This is a genomic window from Aeoliella straminimaris, from assembly GCF_024054565.1.
GTDB lineage: Bacteria > Planctomycetota > Planctomycetia > Pirellulales > Lacipirellulaceae > Aeoliella > Aeoliella straminimaris.
The window spans coordinates 595,400-608,908 of the sequence record NZ_JAMXLR010000092.1 but is presented as its reverse complement, the minus strand read 5'-3'; the positions used below and the strand labels follow the sequence as shown (position 1 = coordinate 608,908).

Annotated in this window: 13 protein-coding genes; 5 read left to right on the top strand and 8 right to left on the bottom strand. The window is 59.3% G+C overall.

From position 1 onward, the window contains the following. The first annotated feature begins 6 nt into the window (after window positions 1-6). Window positions 7-321, top strand: a complete 315-nt coding sequence (gene nirD / locus NG895_RS28175; RefSeq protein WP_252855906.1) for a nitrite reductase small subunit NirD — start codon at window positions 7-9, stop codon at window positions 319-321. A 55-nt stretch (window positions 322-376) separates the two neighbouring features. Here the strand turns inward: nirD and NG895_RS28170 are convergent, their stop codons facing one another. The 6 genes from NG895_RS28170 to NG895_RS28145 form a co-directional block, all read right to left on the bottom strand. After that, window positions 377-1,279: a hypothetical protein gene (locus NG895_RS28170; protein ID WP_252855905.1), complete on the bottom strand. Its 903-nt coding sequence runs from the start codon at window positions 1,277-1,279 to the stop codon at window positions 377-379. A gap of 101 nt (window positions 1,280-1,380) precedes the next feature. Further along, window positions 1,381-2,064 carry a metal-dependent hydrolase gene (locus NG895_RS28165; RefSeq protein WP_252855904.1) on the bottom strand — a complete coding sequence of 228 codons (684 nt, stop codon included), beginning with the start codon at window positions 2,062-2,064 and terminating at the stop codon, window positions 1,381-1,383. Between the two features lie 132 nt (window positions 2,065-2,196). Continuing rightward, window positions 2,197-2,418 carry a hypothetical protein gene (locus NG895_RS28160; RefSeq protein ID WP_252855903.1) on the bottom strand — a complete coding sequence of 74 codons (222 nt, stop codon included), beginning with the start codon at window positions 2,416-2,418 and terminating at the stop codon, window positions 2,197-2,199. 52 nt (window positions 2,419-2,470) lie between these two features. Beyond that, window positions 2,471-3,064 carry a DUF2238 domain-containing protein gene (locus NG895_RS28155; protein ID WP_252855902.1) on the bottom strand — a complete coding sequence of 198 codons (594 nt, stop codon included), beginning with the start codon at window positions 3,062-3,064 and terminating at the stop codon, window positions 2,471-2,473. Between the two features lie 72 nt (window positions 3,065-3,136). Beyond that, a complete protein-coding gene (locus tag NG895_RS28150) occupies window positions 3,137-3,946 on the bottom strand; it encodes a DUF4261 domain-containing protein (RefSeq protein WP_252855901.1) in 810 nt (269 codons plus the stop codon). Between the two features lie 31 nt (window positions 3,947-3,977). Further along, the gene (locus NG895_RS28145) at window positions 3,978-4,382 is read right to left on the bottom strand and encodes an SMI1/KNR4 family protein (RefSeq protein WP_252855900.1); all 405 of its coding nucleotides are present in this window, start codon (window positions 4,380-4,382) and stop codon (window positions 3,978-3,980) included. Window positions 4,383-5,008: 626 nt separating this feature from the next. Between NG895_RS28145 and ilvD the strand changes: the two genes are divergently transcribed. The 4 genes from ilvD to NG895_RS28125 all read left to right on the top strand — a co-directional run bounded on the left by ilvD (window position 5,009) and on the right by NG895_RS28125 (window position 10,367). Then, window positions 5,009-6,691 (top strand): dihydroxy-acid dehydratase, encoded by a 1,683-nt coding sequence (gene ilvD / locus NG895_RS28140; protein WP_252855899.1) that lies wholly within the window; start codon window positions 5,009-5,011, stop codon window positions 6,689-6,691. 46 nt (window positions 6,692-6,737) lie between these two features. Next, on the top strand, window positions 6,738-7,067 hold the full coding sequence (locus NG895_RS28135; RefSeq protein ID WP_252855898.1) for a hypothetical protein: 330 nt from the start codon (window positions 6,738-6,740) through the stop codon (window positions 7,065-7,067). A gap of 115 nt (window positions 7,068-7,182) precedes the next feature. Continuing rightward, window positions 7,183-8,394 carry a hypothetical protein gene (locus tag NG895_RS28130; RefSeq protein WP_252855897.1) on the top strand — a complete coding sequence of 404 codons (1,212 nt, stop codon included), beginning with the start codon at window positions 7,183-7,185 and terminating at the stop codon, window positions 8,392-8,394. Window positions 8,395-8,657: 263 nt separating this feature from the next. Further along, entirely contained in the window at window positions 8,658-10,367 is a 1,710-nt protein-coding gene (locus tag NG895_RS28125; protein ID WP_252855896.1) for a prolyl oligopeptidase family serine peptidase, read from the top strand. A gap of 47 nt (window positions 10,368-10,414) precedes the next feature. On the opposite strand, the gene NG895_RS28120 is transcribed toward NG895_RS28125, so the two are convergent. Together NG895_RS28120 and NG895_RS28115 are read right to left on the bottom strand one after the other, a co-directional pair. Beyond that, window positions 10,415-11,467, bottom strand: coding sequence for an IS630 family transposase (locus NG895_RS28120; protein ID WP_252855895.1), 1,053 nt, complete (start codon window positions 11,465-11,467; stop codon window positions 10,415-10,417). Between the two features lie 90 nt (window positions 11,468-11,557). After that, window positions 11,558-13,486: a metallophosphoesterase gene (locus NG895_RS28115; protein WP_252855894.1), complete on the bottom strand. Its 1,929-nt coding sequence runs from the start codon at window positions 13,484-13,486 to the stop codon at window positions 11,558-11,560. Window positions 13,487-13,509 lie beyond the last annotated feature (23 nt).

The following is a 13,509-nucleotide window of genomic DNA, read 5'->3' as shown; positions in this document are numbered from 1 at the left end:
ACTAACATGTCCGAATTCCAAACCATCGCCAAAGTCGGCAGCCTCACAGAAGGGCAGGGGACTACCATCCAAGTGGGCGACAAACTTGTCGCGTTGTTCCTGCATGGGGGTGAGTACTTCGCGATCGACGACCACTGCCCCCACCAGGGGGCGTCGCTCGGCGCCGGCTACCTGGACGAAGATGGCACGGTGGCCTGTCCCTGGCACGCGTGGCGATTCAGCGTGTGCGACGGCACCTGGTGCGACAATCCTAAGTTAGGCGTCGACACCTACGAAGTCCGCGTGGAGGGGGATGAGATTCAGGTGAAGCTCTCTCAGTAGCTGGACCACCACGCAGTTCAAGCCGACGCGGAGTGTGCCTCCGGCTACGGTCTTACTACTTCGCCGTCACCTCGACCGTTTGCTTCACTTTGCTCTGGACTTTCGAGTTCAGGAGCTTGCCGGTCAGTGTCAGCTGCAATTCAAGCTTCGACTTGGTGAGCTTACCCACCGCGGCGTCAAACTCCGCGGCGCCAGTAACCGATTGCTCGGTAATCTTCGGCTCGTCCAGCGGCTTAACCGGCAGGTAGGGATCTTCTTCGGCCTGTTCGTTGGGCTGCACAGAAAGCTGGATGGTTGGCTCGAATTTGTGCACGTCGCCCTCGGTGCCGGCGGCCTTCCAAGTTAACTCGCCCTGTAGGTTGCCGAGCACTCGATTGTCGATCACCATCTTGCGCGACGCAGAGTCCTCTCCTTCGGTGGGCAACAGCAGGGCGATCTGCTGGGCCACGCGTTGAAGTCCCGCGCCGGTTATCAAACTGCTCATGGGTCGCGTGGCAGGGATGCTTGCCAGGCGGCCCTCCATTTCCTCTGGCAGCTTGACTTCTTTTACCTCACCCCGCGAAGTGACGACCACGGTCACTTCGTTGTCCAACAGCAAGTCGAACATCGGCATCAGCATGGCCGACAATCCGGCGGGGGCATCGTCCTCGTCCGAATCGTAGACCAGCTCCAAACCTTCCGCCTGGGTAATGGAAACGCGGATCCGCTCGATCACCTGGGTGGCGGTCATGGTGCCAGCTTCGTCCACCGAGTCGATCCGCCACAGGACATCGGTCGTCTGCGAGGCGTTGCTCGCGAACGTGCCGGCTTGCTGGGCATCGACATTGAACGTGGTCTGCTGCACTACTTCGTACCGCAGCTCTCCGCCAGCAGTAAACTTCCAGCGGGGAGCCTCCTGGCCGAATGCGGTAGAACCAACAGCAACAGCGAAGAATAGTACTAACGACCAACGGATCATGGAAGTTTACCTTACTTTAGTTTCACGACGCGGCGTAGCTCGTCGGCTACTGGTCTCGAAGCACTCTTACGCTTAAATCACAAGTTACTCCAACGTGCTCACTACAACTCCAGCACGCCACCCGGTTCGAGCACCACCGGTTCGGTGTTGGTGTGCTGCTTGACGCTTTCGGCCCACGAGGCCGTGTCTTGTTCGATGGGGGGCCAGGTATTGTAGTGGCAGGGCAGCACCTTCTTGGGTCCCAGTAGTTTGATTGCCTCGAGGCTCGCTGCCGGTCCCATGGTGAACAGGTCGCCGATCGGCACCACGGCCAGGTCCAAGCCCGGCGCGCCGATCAACTTCATCTCCAGGAAGGCCGCGGTGTCGCACGCCAGGTAAATCCGCTTGCCCTCGCCCGTGATCACAAAACCGCCAGGGTTGCCCGCGTAGCTGCCATCGGGGAAGCTCGAGCTGTGATGGGCAATCGTGTACTCCACCCGGCCGAAGGGCAAATCGTAGCCGCCGCCGTGATTCATGCCGACCGCGTGATCGCGAGCCACTCCCAGATTGGCGAGCCAGTTACCGATCTCGAAGTTCGTGAGCACCGTGGCGCCGGTTCGCTTGGCGATGCTCACGGCATCCGCGATGTGATCGAAGTGGGCGTGCGAGATGAGCATCACTTCGCACTTCACGTCGTCGGCCTTGATCGGCGCCGAAGGCGAGTCGTTCAGAAACGGATCGACCAGCACATTGGTGCCATCGATGTCGAGAAGCCAGCAATTGTGGCCCAGCCAGGTGATTTTCATAGGGAAACTCCGTCGAAAGTACTCAGGCAGGGGGACCTGATCGTTCTGCAGCAAGTGGGGCAACCGAAAACCCAGTTTGGCACGTCCCGGGCCGCGTTGCCAGGGTGACACATGCCGGCAGCGAATCGGTGCTTACCGCATGCGTGCCATCAGGTGCACCACCACCCACAGCATAGCGCCGATGCAAGCGCCCGCCAGGCGGATCGACACCGTGGCGAACAAAAATTGCTCGCGCCCCAATTGTTCGACGTCGATCGACGACCGCAATACCAGCACCAATAGCGAGTAGGCCATCATCCCGCCGATGATGTACACGCTGAGAAGGAGCAGGTCTTTTACCGAGAACTGTACCACTGCGCAAAAATCCGGTGCCGCCCGAGTGCTTGGAGCCCCTCATTCTAGCAGATCAGTTCTCGGATTTCGCCAAATTCCGTCCACTACCGTGCCAGAACCACACGGCGTAGTACAGCGAGAGTCCGATGGCCGCGCCAATCACGTTATTGACCATGTCTTTTTGGGTGTCCCACTCGTCCAGGTCGCCGGCGCCGATGAATAGCACCCCTTCGCCCTCGCCCACAAGCAGGGCGCCGACGTACTCGAAGATTTCGTGAAATGCCGAGAAGCCCAGCATTACTACCATCGTGGCCACCACGATGAAGGCGGGCGAGTAGTGCCCATGAAAGTGATATGCCCGGCAGACGATCAGGCTGGCCACGAAGCCGAAAAAGCCATGCACCCAGTAGTCGTACTCCACGCCCAAGGGAAAGGTCATGTAAAAGCCAAACATGCCCAGGTCGTGCAGCAGCAAGAACACGCCCAATAGTGCGTAGTGCACCGGGTGCAGGTTAATCCAGTTGCGCACTGCGAACACACCCCACAGCAGGATCATCAAGAAGATGAAGTCCCATTTGTAGCGGGAGTCGGTCGCCAGAGCGTAGATCTCGAGGCCAACCAAGATGAGCGAGAACAGCCAGGCGACGATCGTGTTGGCGCGGTGCATGGAAGAGTCCGCCTTGGAGAAGCACGTGCAAGCAGTTGCTCCATTCTCGCACGGCAACTGGCCAACCGCCAGTCATTCCTCCCGGCGACCAGCGGCATACGGCGCACCAGGGTTCAAGTCGAGCACCTGCCGTTCCGGCGGCACCAGTGCGTTTTCGAACTGGCAGCGCCACTTGCTGCCTGGCTCGATGCCTTCAACCGTGTGGCCCGACTCCAGCACGAGGCCCTTCTCAAATACGTACATCGCCGTATTGTAGAGCACGGCCGAGACGTCGTTCGGCTCCAGTTCGCGGAAGTGGCATTGAAGATCGTGCAGTCCGATTTCCGTGAGCCCCCGCGTGTCCATCAACTTGTCGCCGGGCGTATTGCTGATGTTGAAGAACCGCATGTTCAGCGAACCGGGCCGCTTGATGGGCGGAACGTCGACCGCGTCGAGGTAATCGGACACCAGCACGACCTGTTGGCTGTGCTTCGCGACCATCGCCACGGGCTCAAGCTGTTCCGCGACCGCTTGCAGGACGCCATGGAACAATTGCATGCGGGTTGCTGGCTCCAGTCGCCGCGAGAGCATCTCGGTCACCAGCAGCGAGTGGGTGGCGCCGGCCAGCAGCGACTCGGCATCGCGACAAAACCACGACTGCTGAATGTCGGCGGCATAGTTTTCGATCTTGATCGGCTGGTCAGATTGCAACAACCAGGTTTGCGGCGGCGCAGCACGATCGGCGTACTCGATCATGTGCTCCACGTGAGCAAAAAGGTGGGCATTGTCCTTCTCGCTCGCAGGCATTTCGATTTCGCCACCCAGGATCTCGCTGGCCCGCTGCCGAACCGCCTCGAAGTCGATGATGGGTGGCTCGTGGAAGTGGAATTCGACGGCTTGCATGGCGTAGTGGATTTATCCTGCGAGTGAGAGATCAATGAAGTTCTAGATCGGCAAAATCGTCGGCAACAAGTTCAATCTCGCCTGTCTCATGATCCCACCAGTACACGTTGTGCTGCAAGGTGTCGGGATGGCCGGGCATCGGCAGTAACACTAACAAATCGCCACCCCCGTTAGCGCCAATCGCCACGGCAGTCGCTGGAAAACCATGCCAACTCTCGCGTGCCGAGCGAGTCTCACGATCAATACTATTACAGGTACGTTGAATCCGCTTGCGATCGCTGGCGTCGAAAAATGGGAAGAGCACGAAACTATCGAAGGTGGTATTGACGCCGCCCCCGTTCATCTTGGCCATAGCCGTGACGAAAGATGCCGGAAATCTCACTCCGAGCTTTTTCTCGGTTTCATTGATCCACTTGATGTCAACAGGGAAGGGCATAATAGAGATCGCCAGAATTGGTGCACTTTCGGCCTGATAAGTTGCTGGAGTTTCTCACAGCACGCAACGGCATTCCAGCCTTCGAGGTCGCTAACACGGGACGTATCCCGCCGTCATGGGACAAGATTGCAAGCCCCATATTTCCGCCCCCCACGCAGTAGAAACTGGACAATTCCTCTGGTCTAATATGGGTTGCGCAGCGTTCCGCCGAGGCGCATTATCGGCGGTATTGGAGTTCTCCCTCCTCGTTATGGGAGTTTTGTCCCAACGGGGCACAGGGGGGACAAAACCCGCCGAGTTTTGGTACCTGCGATGTTGAAGAAACCCTGTAAAACAAGGTAAAAACAATCGCGGGGGCTCCCAGAACCCCCAGAGTTTTGGGCCCATGAATCGTTTGTCGGGATGTAGGGACAAAACTCCCAAGATGGTCTCTCCGAACCGATGTTAAGCTGAGGGGTCCTGAGGGGGGAGACGGATTGGAATTTGTGGCTGGGTGGCTCTGGTTGGGTTAACTGACCAGGGGCCTGACGGCCCCCGCTCGCCGACTTACTCACTTACTCACTTACTCACTTACTCACTTACTCACTTACTCACCTACTCACCTACTCACCTACTCTCCAACTGCCATGCTCAACAAATACTCCAGCCACATTACCCAGCCCAAGAGTCAAGGTGCCAGCCAGGCAATGTTGTATGGTACGGGCCTCACCGAAGAGGACATGCAGAAGCCTCAGGTCGGTATCGCCAGCGTGTGGTACGAGGGCAACACCTGCAACATGCACCTGATGGACCTGGCCGCTAAGGTGAAGGAAGGCGTGGTGGCCGCCGGCATGGTTGGGATGCGGTTTAACACGATCGGTGTCTCCGACGGCATCTCGATGGGCACCAGCGGCATGAGCTACTCGCTGCAAAGCCGCGACTTGATTGCCGACAGCATCGAAACGGTGATGCAAGCCCAGTGGTACGATGGCCTGGTCGCCCTGCCGGGCTGCGACAAAAACATGCCGGGCTGCTTGATCGCCATGGGCAGACTCAACCGCCCGAGCCTGATGGTGTACGGTGGTACCATCAAGCCGGGCTTCACGCACTTCGGTGGCGAGAACCAGAAGCGGGACATTGTCTCGGCGTTTCAATGTTATGGGGAGTTTTTGGCCAAGACGATCGACGAAGACGAACGCAAGGCGATCGTTCGCGAAAGTTGTCCCGGCGCCGGCGCATGCGGCGGTATGTACACAGCCAACACCATGGCCAGCGCCATCGAAGCGATGGGCATGACGCTTCCGTACTCGTCCAGCATCCCAGCCGAAGACCCCGCCAAGCTCGAAGAGTGCGTCAGCGCCGGCCATGCAATGCTCAACCTGCTGGAGAACGACATCAAGCCGAGCGACATCATGACCCGGGCGGCGTTCGACAATGCGATGAACCTGATCATCGCCGTGGGCGGATCGACCAACGCGGTGCTGCACCTGCTCGCCATGGCCCGTGCCGTGGACGTGAAACTCACGATCGACGACTTCCAGAAGGCCAGCGACCGAGTGCCGCTACTGGCGGACCTTAAGCCATCGGGCCGGTTCGTGCAGGAAGAACTCCACGAAGTGGGCGGCACGCCGGCCGTCATGAAGCTGCTCTTGGAACACAACCTGATCGACGGCACCTGCATGACGGTAACCGGCAAAACCGTGGCCGAGAACCTGGCCGATCTGCCGGGCCTGAAGGAGGGGCAGGAAGTGGTGCGGCCGTTCGACGATCCGATCAAGGCGACCGGTCACTTGCGAATCATGCGCGGCAACTTCTGTCCGGATGGGGCCGTGGCGAAAATCACCGGTAAGGAAGGTCTGCAGTTCACCGGAACGGCCAACTGCTTCGATAGCGAAGAGGACATGCTGCACGCCCTGGAGGAGAAGAAAATCGATAAGGGCGACGTGGTGATCATTCGTTACGAAGGACCTCAAGGCGGTCCCGGCATGCCGGAAATGCTCACTCCCACCAGCGCCATCATGGGCGCGGGGCTCGGCAAGGACGTGGCCTTGATGACCGACGGCCGGTTCAGCGGTGGCTCGCACGGTTTCATCGTGGGACACGTGACGCCCGAGGCGCAGGTCGGCGGCCCGATTGCCTTGGTGCAAAATGGAGACAATATCACGATCGACGCCGAGGCGAACACGATCACCGTCGACGTGAGCGACGACGAAATGGCCAAACGCTTGGCGGCGTGGAAAGCCCCGGCGTACAAGGCCTCGCGCGGCACGCTGTACAAGTACATCAAGAACGTGAAGAGCGCCAGCGAGGGGTGTGTGACGGACGAGTAGTCGCGAGATAATTTTGCTCCGTTACGACCCCAGACGAGTCCACTCGATGGGCATCCGAGTTTGCTGTCCCAGCTGTGGTAGTGTCTATGAGTTGCCCGAGGCATGGGGCAACATGCCGGCCGGCTGCGAATGTGGCGCCCTAATTCGTGTGCCGGCGCCACAAGCGGTACAAATGCCGACGGAAACGAACGAGCCAGACTCCGCCTCTGACGCAATTGGCGACGACAATCCCTTCGCCCGGTTTCCGGCTCCGCTTCACCCGTCTCAAGTCATTTCGCCTCTCGCCAGGCGGTTGATCGTCGGCGGAGCGGTGCTCATCGCCGTACTGATTACTGCTGTCATCATTGCTTCCTATCTCGTAGCGGACTTGCCATAGAAAACTGAAACCAACCACAAGGCTGAGTGGTAATGTCTAATGGCAAGGACTCGCTGGATGCAAATGGCTGTACTCAAGTGCGGCTTCTCCTCTCTGAACCTGGAAGGAGGTTGCGATGAAACGCTACCTGCACGTCCTGTTTACCGTGGCTGCCTTAACGCTCACCGGCGTTGTCCTCGCCAAGCCAACCACCCCCGCAGAGGTAGAGCCATTCCTCGTCGAGGGCCGCATCCAAGAGGGCATCGACGAGTTCCAGCAGCGGGACGATTCGACCGCTCAGTACGCCGTTGGTGTGTTAAAAGTGCTGGCTGCCGTGGAGGGGCTAACTCAGGACCTGTATCGATACGGCTTGCGAGACAACAATCCCCGCTTGCCCTTCGTGCGTTTGCCAGTGCCAGCCAATGACGGTCCCGAGCAACTCACCTACGTGAAGTGGCGGCAAGTGCTGCAGGATTTTGTCGACGACCTGGACGACGCGCAGCAGTCGCTCTTGGCGATTCAGGACGAGGACGTGAAGCTCAAACTGCCGGTGGGCCTGGTGCGACTGGACTTGAATGGCGATGGAGTGGCCGAGCAGGACGAGACGTTCTGGCGCGTGTTCACCGCCGTTGCCTGGAGAGCCGCGAAACTCGATGAAGATCAGCAGCGGTTCGAAATCGGCTTTGATAAGGCGGACGCGCACTGGATGATCGGCTACACGCACTTGCTGCAAGCGATGGCCGAAGCATGGTTGGCCTACGATACCGAGGCATTCTACAATCAGACGGCACCGATGTTCTTTGCAGGCGCGGAAACTCCGAAAGTACTACTGCGCAGTAACCTGCAGAGGGGCTTCAACCCCGATTCCATCGCTGACGCCATTGCCGCGATCCACCTGATGAAATTCGATGTAGTCGAACCCGAGCGAATGAAGGCCGCCCTGAAACACCTCCAGGAGATGATCGCCCAGAGCCGGCAGGTGTGGATTTGCATCGGCAAAGAGACCGACGACGATCGGGAGTGGATTCCTGGCCCGAACCAAACAAGCCTTACTCCGCTAAGAGTCAACCAGAGCATCGCCGACGGATGGCAGGTGTTCCTCGACGAAGCCGATGCCGTGCTGGCGGGCGAAAAACTTGTGCCGCACTGGCGCGTGCCTGCAGGGCAGGGGATCAATATCAATCGTGTGTTCAACGAACCGCGGGAGTTCGACCTGGTGATGTGGGTACACGGCGCGGCGGCCGTGCCCTACCTGGAGGAAGGCGAAGTGGTGAGCCAGGAAACCGCCAGAACGCTCAATCGAATCTTCCAAGGGCGGTTCGTGGCATTTGCGATTTGGTTCCAGTAATTGACGAAAATCCCGAAGTGGTTGACTTGGCGGACCGATCGTCTCGGTGCAGAATGGAGAGCAGGAGCAGGAGCAGGAGCAGGGGCAGAAGCAGGAGCGACGACGAAATGGCCAAACGCCGGGCGGCGTGGAAAGCCCTGGCGTACAAGGCCTCGCGCGGCACGCTGTACAAGTACATCAAGAACGCGAAGAGCGCAAGCGAGGGGTGTGTGACGGACGAGTAGCGCCGGCCTTCGAAGACTCGCAACGGGGAGGGACAGGCCGTGCCGATTGAATTCAGTTGCCCGGCATGTGGGAAGACTTACCGGGTAGAAGACGAACTGGCCGGCCGTTCGGCTACGTGCAAGTGCGGCACACGTCTAATCATTCCCGAACTACTCGAACCGGAACTCGTCGAAGGTGAGCTACTAGAGCCCGAGCTGGTGGAGGGCGAACTAATCGAGGACGACGATCCGGCAGAAGAGATCGATCTCATACCGGACGATCCTCCCATCACGTTGGTACCGGACACCACGGTCGACGAGCCCGAGCCATGGAGGTTTAACACTGTCACGGGCTCGGAGTCCGTGCTCAATGGGTTCGTTCTCACCGAAGACAACCCGTATTTGAATCCGGACCGGCGGCGTCGATGGTCGGTTCCTGTTAAGCTGACCACTGTGGCGGCAGCCGTCACGGTCGTAGTACTGGTGGTGGTGGCCTCGAACATGGCGTCGGACAAACCGACGAGTGGACGAAAGCCAGTCCGGCCGACTGAGGCCTCGTCGGTCGTGGAACGCTCGCTACTGGAACAACGCAGCGGCTTTGCCACTCAACTTGTTCCCAGCGATTACAACCCCGTGGGACCGGCCCCCGAACCGCCACCCAACGTGTTTCGCACAGTGCACTACGACTCGCCAGCTGGTTCGTTGGTCGCGTACCTTACGCCCAAGCCACGCGACCAGCGGCGTCGCCCCGCCTTGGTTTGGGCGCACGGTGGCTTCGGCGGCATCGACACCTGGTTGTGGGAACAGCAACCCGCTGGGGACGATCAATCTGTCCGGCAGTTTCTCAATCGAGAACTGGTGGTTATGTGCCCTTCCTGGCGAGGCGAAAACGACAACCCTGGTGAGTTCGAGTTCCTCTACGGCGAAGTTGAAGATCTGATCGCAGCCGGCGAGTACGTGGCGCAGTTGCCGTATGTCGACCCCCAACGCGTTTACGTCGGCGGCCACAGCAACGGCGCCACGCTCGCCATGCTGGCGGCGGAATGCGACAGCCCGTTTCGCGCGGCGTTGGTCTTCGGTGGCGACGCCGATCTCGAGTTAGCCATCGCCCAGGGCGACTACAAAGTGCTGCCCTTCAACCCGTATCGCGAACGGGAGACCGTACTTCGCTCGCCTGACTGCTTTGCCCCCTCGATTCGTATCCCCGTGCTCTGCTTCGAAGGGAGCGGATCGTCCGGCGCCGAACCGCTCCGTCAACTGGCGATGTTTACAAACAACGAACATATCCCGCTGGAAGTGTGCGTGATTGAGCAGGGGGGTCACTTCGATATCCTGCGCCCGCTCAAGCCGTGGCTGGCTGAGAAACTACTGACAGACATCGGCGAAGAGTGCTCGCTGACATTCTCTGAGGAGGAAGCCAACGAGGTCTTCACGACCTACTGGGAAGGTTTCGAGCAGCGCAAAGAGGAATTCAGCAAGCTTCACCCCATCATCACCGTGGAAGCTTCCGCGGTGGAGGAAATCAAGCGGGAAATTGTGGAGGAATTCGACTCGCAGTTAAACTACCACGTCGTGTGGAAATTCCCCGAAGAGGGTGGGCTCGGCTTCACGGTCACGCATGAAGAGATCCCCAGCCACTTCGAGCAATACGAGCAGCACGGAATGACGTTTTGCTACGATCCCAATGCCAAACTGCCGCCCAAGAAGTTGGTGCTGGAGTTCGACAAGGAGAGGGGGTACATCAACTCCAAGCTACAGTTCTACGAGTGAACGAGTTCCTCACAGCTGATAACACAGCTGGTCAGCTTATACCAATCCTAATCTGAAGTAGCGCGATTGGTGTACGGAGCCGCACAGACGGTCTGGATCAGTTGGTGATCCAGGACCGCCTCCTGCCACGCCTCCATGGCGGCCGTTTCCAGCTCCTCGTAGTCGGCATAGCTGCGGTTGCTCCAGAAGTGGCTTTTCAGGTAATGCCATAAATTCTCGATCGGATTGAGTTCTGGACTGTATGCGGGGAGTTGGACGAGCGTGATGTTCTCAGGTATGACCAACGCTTTGCTGGTGTGAAAACCAGCACCATCCCACACCATCACAGCATGTTCTCCGTTGGGAATCGTCTGTGAAAACTGGTCGAGAAAGGTGTTGATGATCTTGGTATTCAGCTGCGGACTCAAGAGGCCTTCGGCATGCCCAGTCTCCGGGCAGACGGCTCCGAGCACCCACAGGTACTCGTACTCTGTCTGCCGTACCGCTGTAGGCCGTGAGCCTTTCTTGGCCCACACGTTGGTATTGGTTCCTTGCTGACCGAACCGCGATTCATCCTGAAAATAGACCCGCAATTGCTTGCCCGGATGCTCCTCAGCAATCGCCTTGATCTTTTGCGGCCACTCCGCTTTGAACTTATCGATAGCTTCCTGATTGGCTTTGCGATGCCGTGGACGGGGGCGTAAGTAGGAGTATCCCAACCGGTGGAGTAGGTGATAGATGCTAGCCAAGCTTCGCTGAACACCGAACTCGTCCGCTAAAATACGTTGAAAGTCTTTCCCCCTCAAAGAGCACACCTTGTCCTCGGGAGTCGGACCAGCCTCGATGCGACGGCGGACTTCTGCTTCTTGTGCTGGCGTCAGTGGACGACGCGGCTGGAGTCCTCTCTTATCGTCCAGGCCTTCCAGTCCCGACTCGTTATAGCGACGCAACCACCGCTGACAGATTCGCCGTGAAAGCCCCACGGCCATGGCAATGGCTGGAGCTGTCCATCCCTCGATCGCGAGGATCACAATCCGCAATCGCCGTGCTTGATCGGCATTTCGCTCCGCACGTTCTAGCCGCTTGAGTTCCTCCAGCGGCAAATGGCCCTTCACCTTCATCGCAGCCTCCATGTCCAAGGACTGCAATAATATGATGGGTGGAATAGGAAAGCGCAATAGGAGGCGCGCTACTTTGGATTAGAATGCGTATTACTCGCTCTCACGCACGAAGTGCCCGAAGCCGGTGTTTACCTGGCGGACGCGCTGCGTGCCACGCCAGACGACGTCCGTCTCGCGGCCATCTTCGTCGTCCATGTCGTGCAGCACCACAGTGCCTTGCACGCTGTGCCAGTCCTTGCCTTGGATGTCCTTCGCCAGCCGGAGAGGAATGGAGAACTCGACGTCGTACCCCTTGTCTGTCGCTTTGGCGGCCGCTTTCACCCCAACGTAGTCGCGTCCGTTGCGCAACCGTTTGGCGGTGACCTTGGTCTGCCCGTCGGCGTCCGGAGCCGTGGCGGCGATCGACAGCCCGGTTCGCACGTACTGCGAGTCACGTGTCCGTGCGGAGATGCCACGCGGATCGACCAGCAGTTCGATCTCGTCACCGGGCATCACGCGATCGTCGGTCACGCGAGCCGCGACGTACATGCGGTCGCCAACCTGCCGTGCGAAGAACTCGGCCGAGCAGTCGCCAGCGCCTTGCCATGCCAGCTGATCACCCAGCAGCAGCGGCTTTTCGGGCGTGGCGTTGGTTCGCTCGTCGGGCCACTCTTCAATCACGCCATCGAGCTCCGGCATCTTGGCCAACTGTGGTAGCGAAAACCGGCGGTCGATGACAACCGGCACCGTGATTTCCGAACGCAGCGGGTGATCGCCGGTTGATCGCAGCTTTGCCGTGAGTGTGGTCCGCGCTAGGGCCGCGAACTCCACCGGTTGGTTAAACTCCACGCGAATGCGGCGTTCGACCGACTTGCCTGCCTCGGCTTCGAGCTCCAGCTTCATGGGATCGACCGTCAGACCGCGGAGCGGCATGCCATCAATCTCGCCCACCATGGCCACCGGTTCGTCGAAGCGGTTGTTCAAACGGATGATAATCTCGCCTTGGGAGAAGGCCTCAGATTCGGCGCCTTCGATCAAGATCGGTTCGACCTCAACGCTGGCGCCGCCCAGGAACTTGTTGAAGCGGGCGATACCCTCTTCGGTCACCACGTCGGGCCGCAGGATGCCATCGAGTCGCAAGTTGGCCACGTGCGGCCCATCGGCTTCCATGGTGAGCCAGGTGATGTGGTCGAACTCGCCGTACTCGTTGCCCCGCAACTGCGAACCACCACCCGTGGTGGCCAGCGAGTAGTACTCCTGGTCGTTGCGTTGGTACTGGACGTAATGGTGCACGTGGCCGGCAAACACGGTGTGCGGCCGGTCCACCAGCAGTGACTCAACACGCTTCCAGTTGGTGCTGTCGGCGTTGCCGGCCGCCAGGTCGCGTTCGGCGTAGACCCACAGCGGTTTGTGTAGAAACACCAGCGTCCACCGCGCGTCGGCGTGCTCGGCCAGATCCTGCTCCAGCCAGGTGAGTTGCTCGTCGCCCAGGTGCTCGACTGGATCTTCACTCAACATGCAGACAAAGTGAACATCCTTGTAGTCGAACGAATACCACTCACGCCCAAAGTGCTCGCGCCAGATGGCATGCATCATGGGGTTGGTAACGTCATGGTTGCCGGCAACGAAGAAGAACCGCATCTCCATCTTGTCGATGAAGCCCAGGAACTCCTCCCACTGGGCTTGCACTTTGTCGCGATCTTCCGAGTAACCTTCGATCAAGTCGCCCACCGAAACCACGAACTCGGGCCGCAGGAGATTGAGCTTTCGCACCGCGTCCATCCACACACCAGGTCGATGACCTCCGGTGCGGTCGGTCAGAATGGCAATCTGGAACCGCTCGGGGTCGTTCAGCACTGGCTTGTCGGACCAGGGTTTGGGACCTTCGATTTCGGGCAGCACTACCGCTGGCGGCAACTGAACGCCCGCATTGGTCGTGCTGGCAGCGGCCTCGTCGGCGTGATCGTGACCGGGGTGGGCGAGGGTCGTCGAGTGCAATAGGCAAACGCAGCTTGCCAAGAGCGCAACGCAAGTACGCATCTGGAATCTCCCGTGGGCGATGG

Bases quoted from the DNA above. Each gene is read 5' to 3' on its own strand.
- NG895_RS28115 (WP_252855894.1), bottom strand. From the start codon at position 13,486: ATGCGTACTTGCGTTGCGCTCTTGGCAAGCTGCGTTTGCCTATTGCAC.
- NG895_RS28120 (WP_252855895.1), bottom strand. From the start codon at position 11,467: ATGAAGGTGAAGGGCCATTTGCCGCTGGAGGAACTCAAGCGGCTAGAA.
- NG895_RS28155 (WP_252855902.1), bottom strand. From the start codon at position 3,064: ATGCACCGCGCCAACACGATCGTCGCCTGGCTGTTCTCGCTCATCTTG.
- NG895_RS28135 (WP_252855898.1), top strand. From the start codon at position 6,738: ATGGGCATCCGAGTTTGCTGTCCCAGCTGTGGTAGTGTCTATGAGTTG.
- NG895_RS28145 (WP_252855900.1), bottom strand. From the start codon at position 4,382: ATGCCCTTCCCTGTTGACATCAAGTGGATCAATGAAACCGAGAAAAAG.
- NG895_RS28150 (WP_252855901.1), bottom strand. From the start codon at position 3,946: ATGCAAGCCGTCGAATTCCACTTCCACGAGCCACCCATCATCGACTTC.
- NG895_RS28170 (WP_252855905.1), bottom strand. From the start codon at position 1,279: ATGATCCGTTGGTCGTTAGTACTATTCTTCGCTGTTGCTGTTGGTTCT.
- ilvD (WP_252855899.1), top strand. From the start codon at position 5,009: ATGCTCAACAAATACTCCAGCCACATTACCCAGCCCAAGAGTCAAGGT.
- nirD (WP_252855906.1), top strand. From the start codon at position 7: ATGTCCGAATTCCAAACCATCGCCAAAGTCGGCAGCCTCACAGAAGGG.
- NG895_RS28165 (WP_252855904.1), bottom strand. From the start codon at position 2,064: ATGAAAATCACCTGGCTGGGCCACAATTGCTGGCTTCTCGACATCGAT.
- NG895_RS28130 (WP_252855897.1), top strand. From the start codon at position 7,183: ATGAAACGCTACCTGCACGTCCTGTTTACCGTGGCTGCCTTAACGCTC.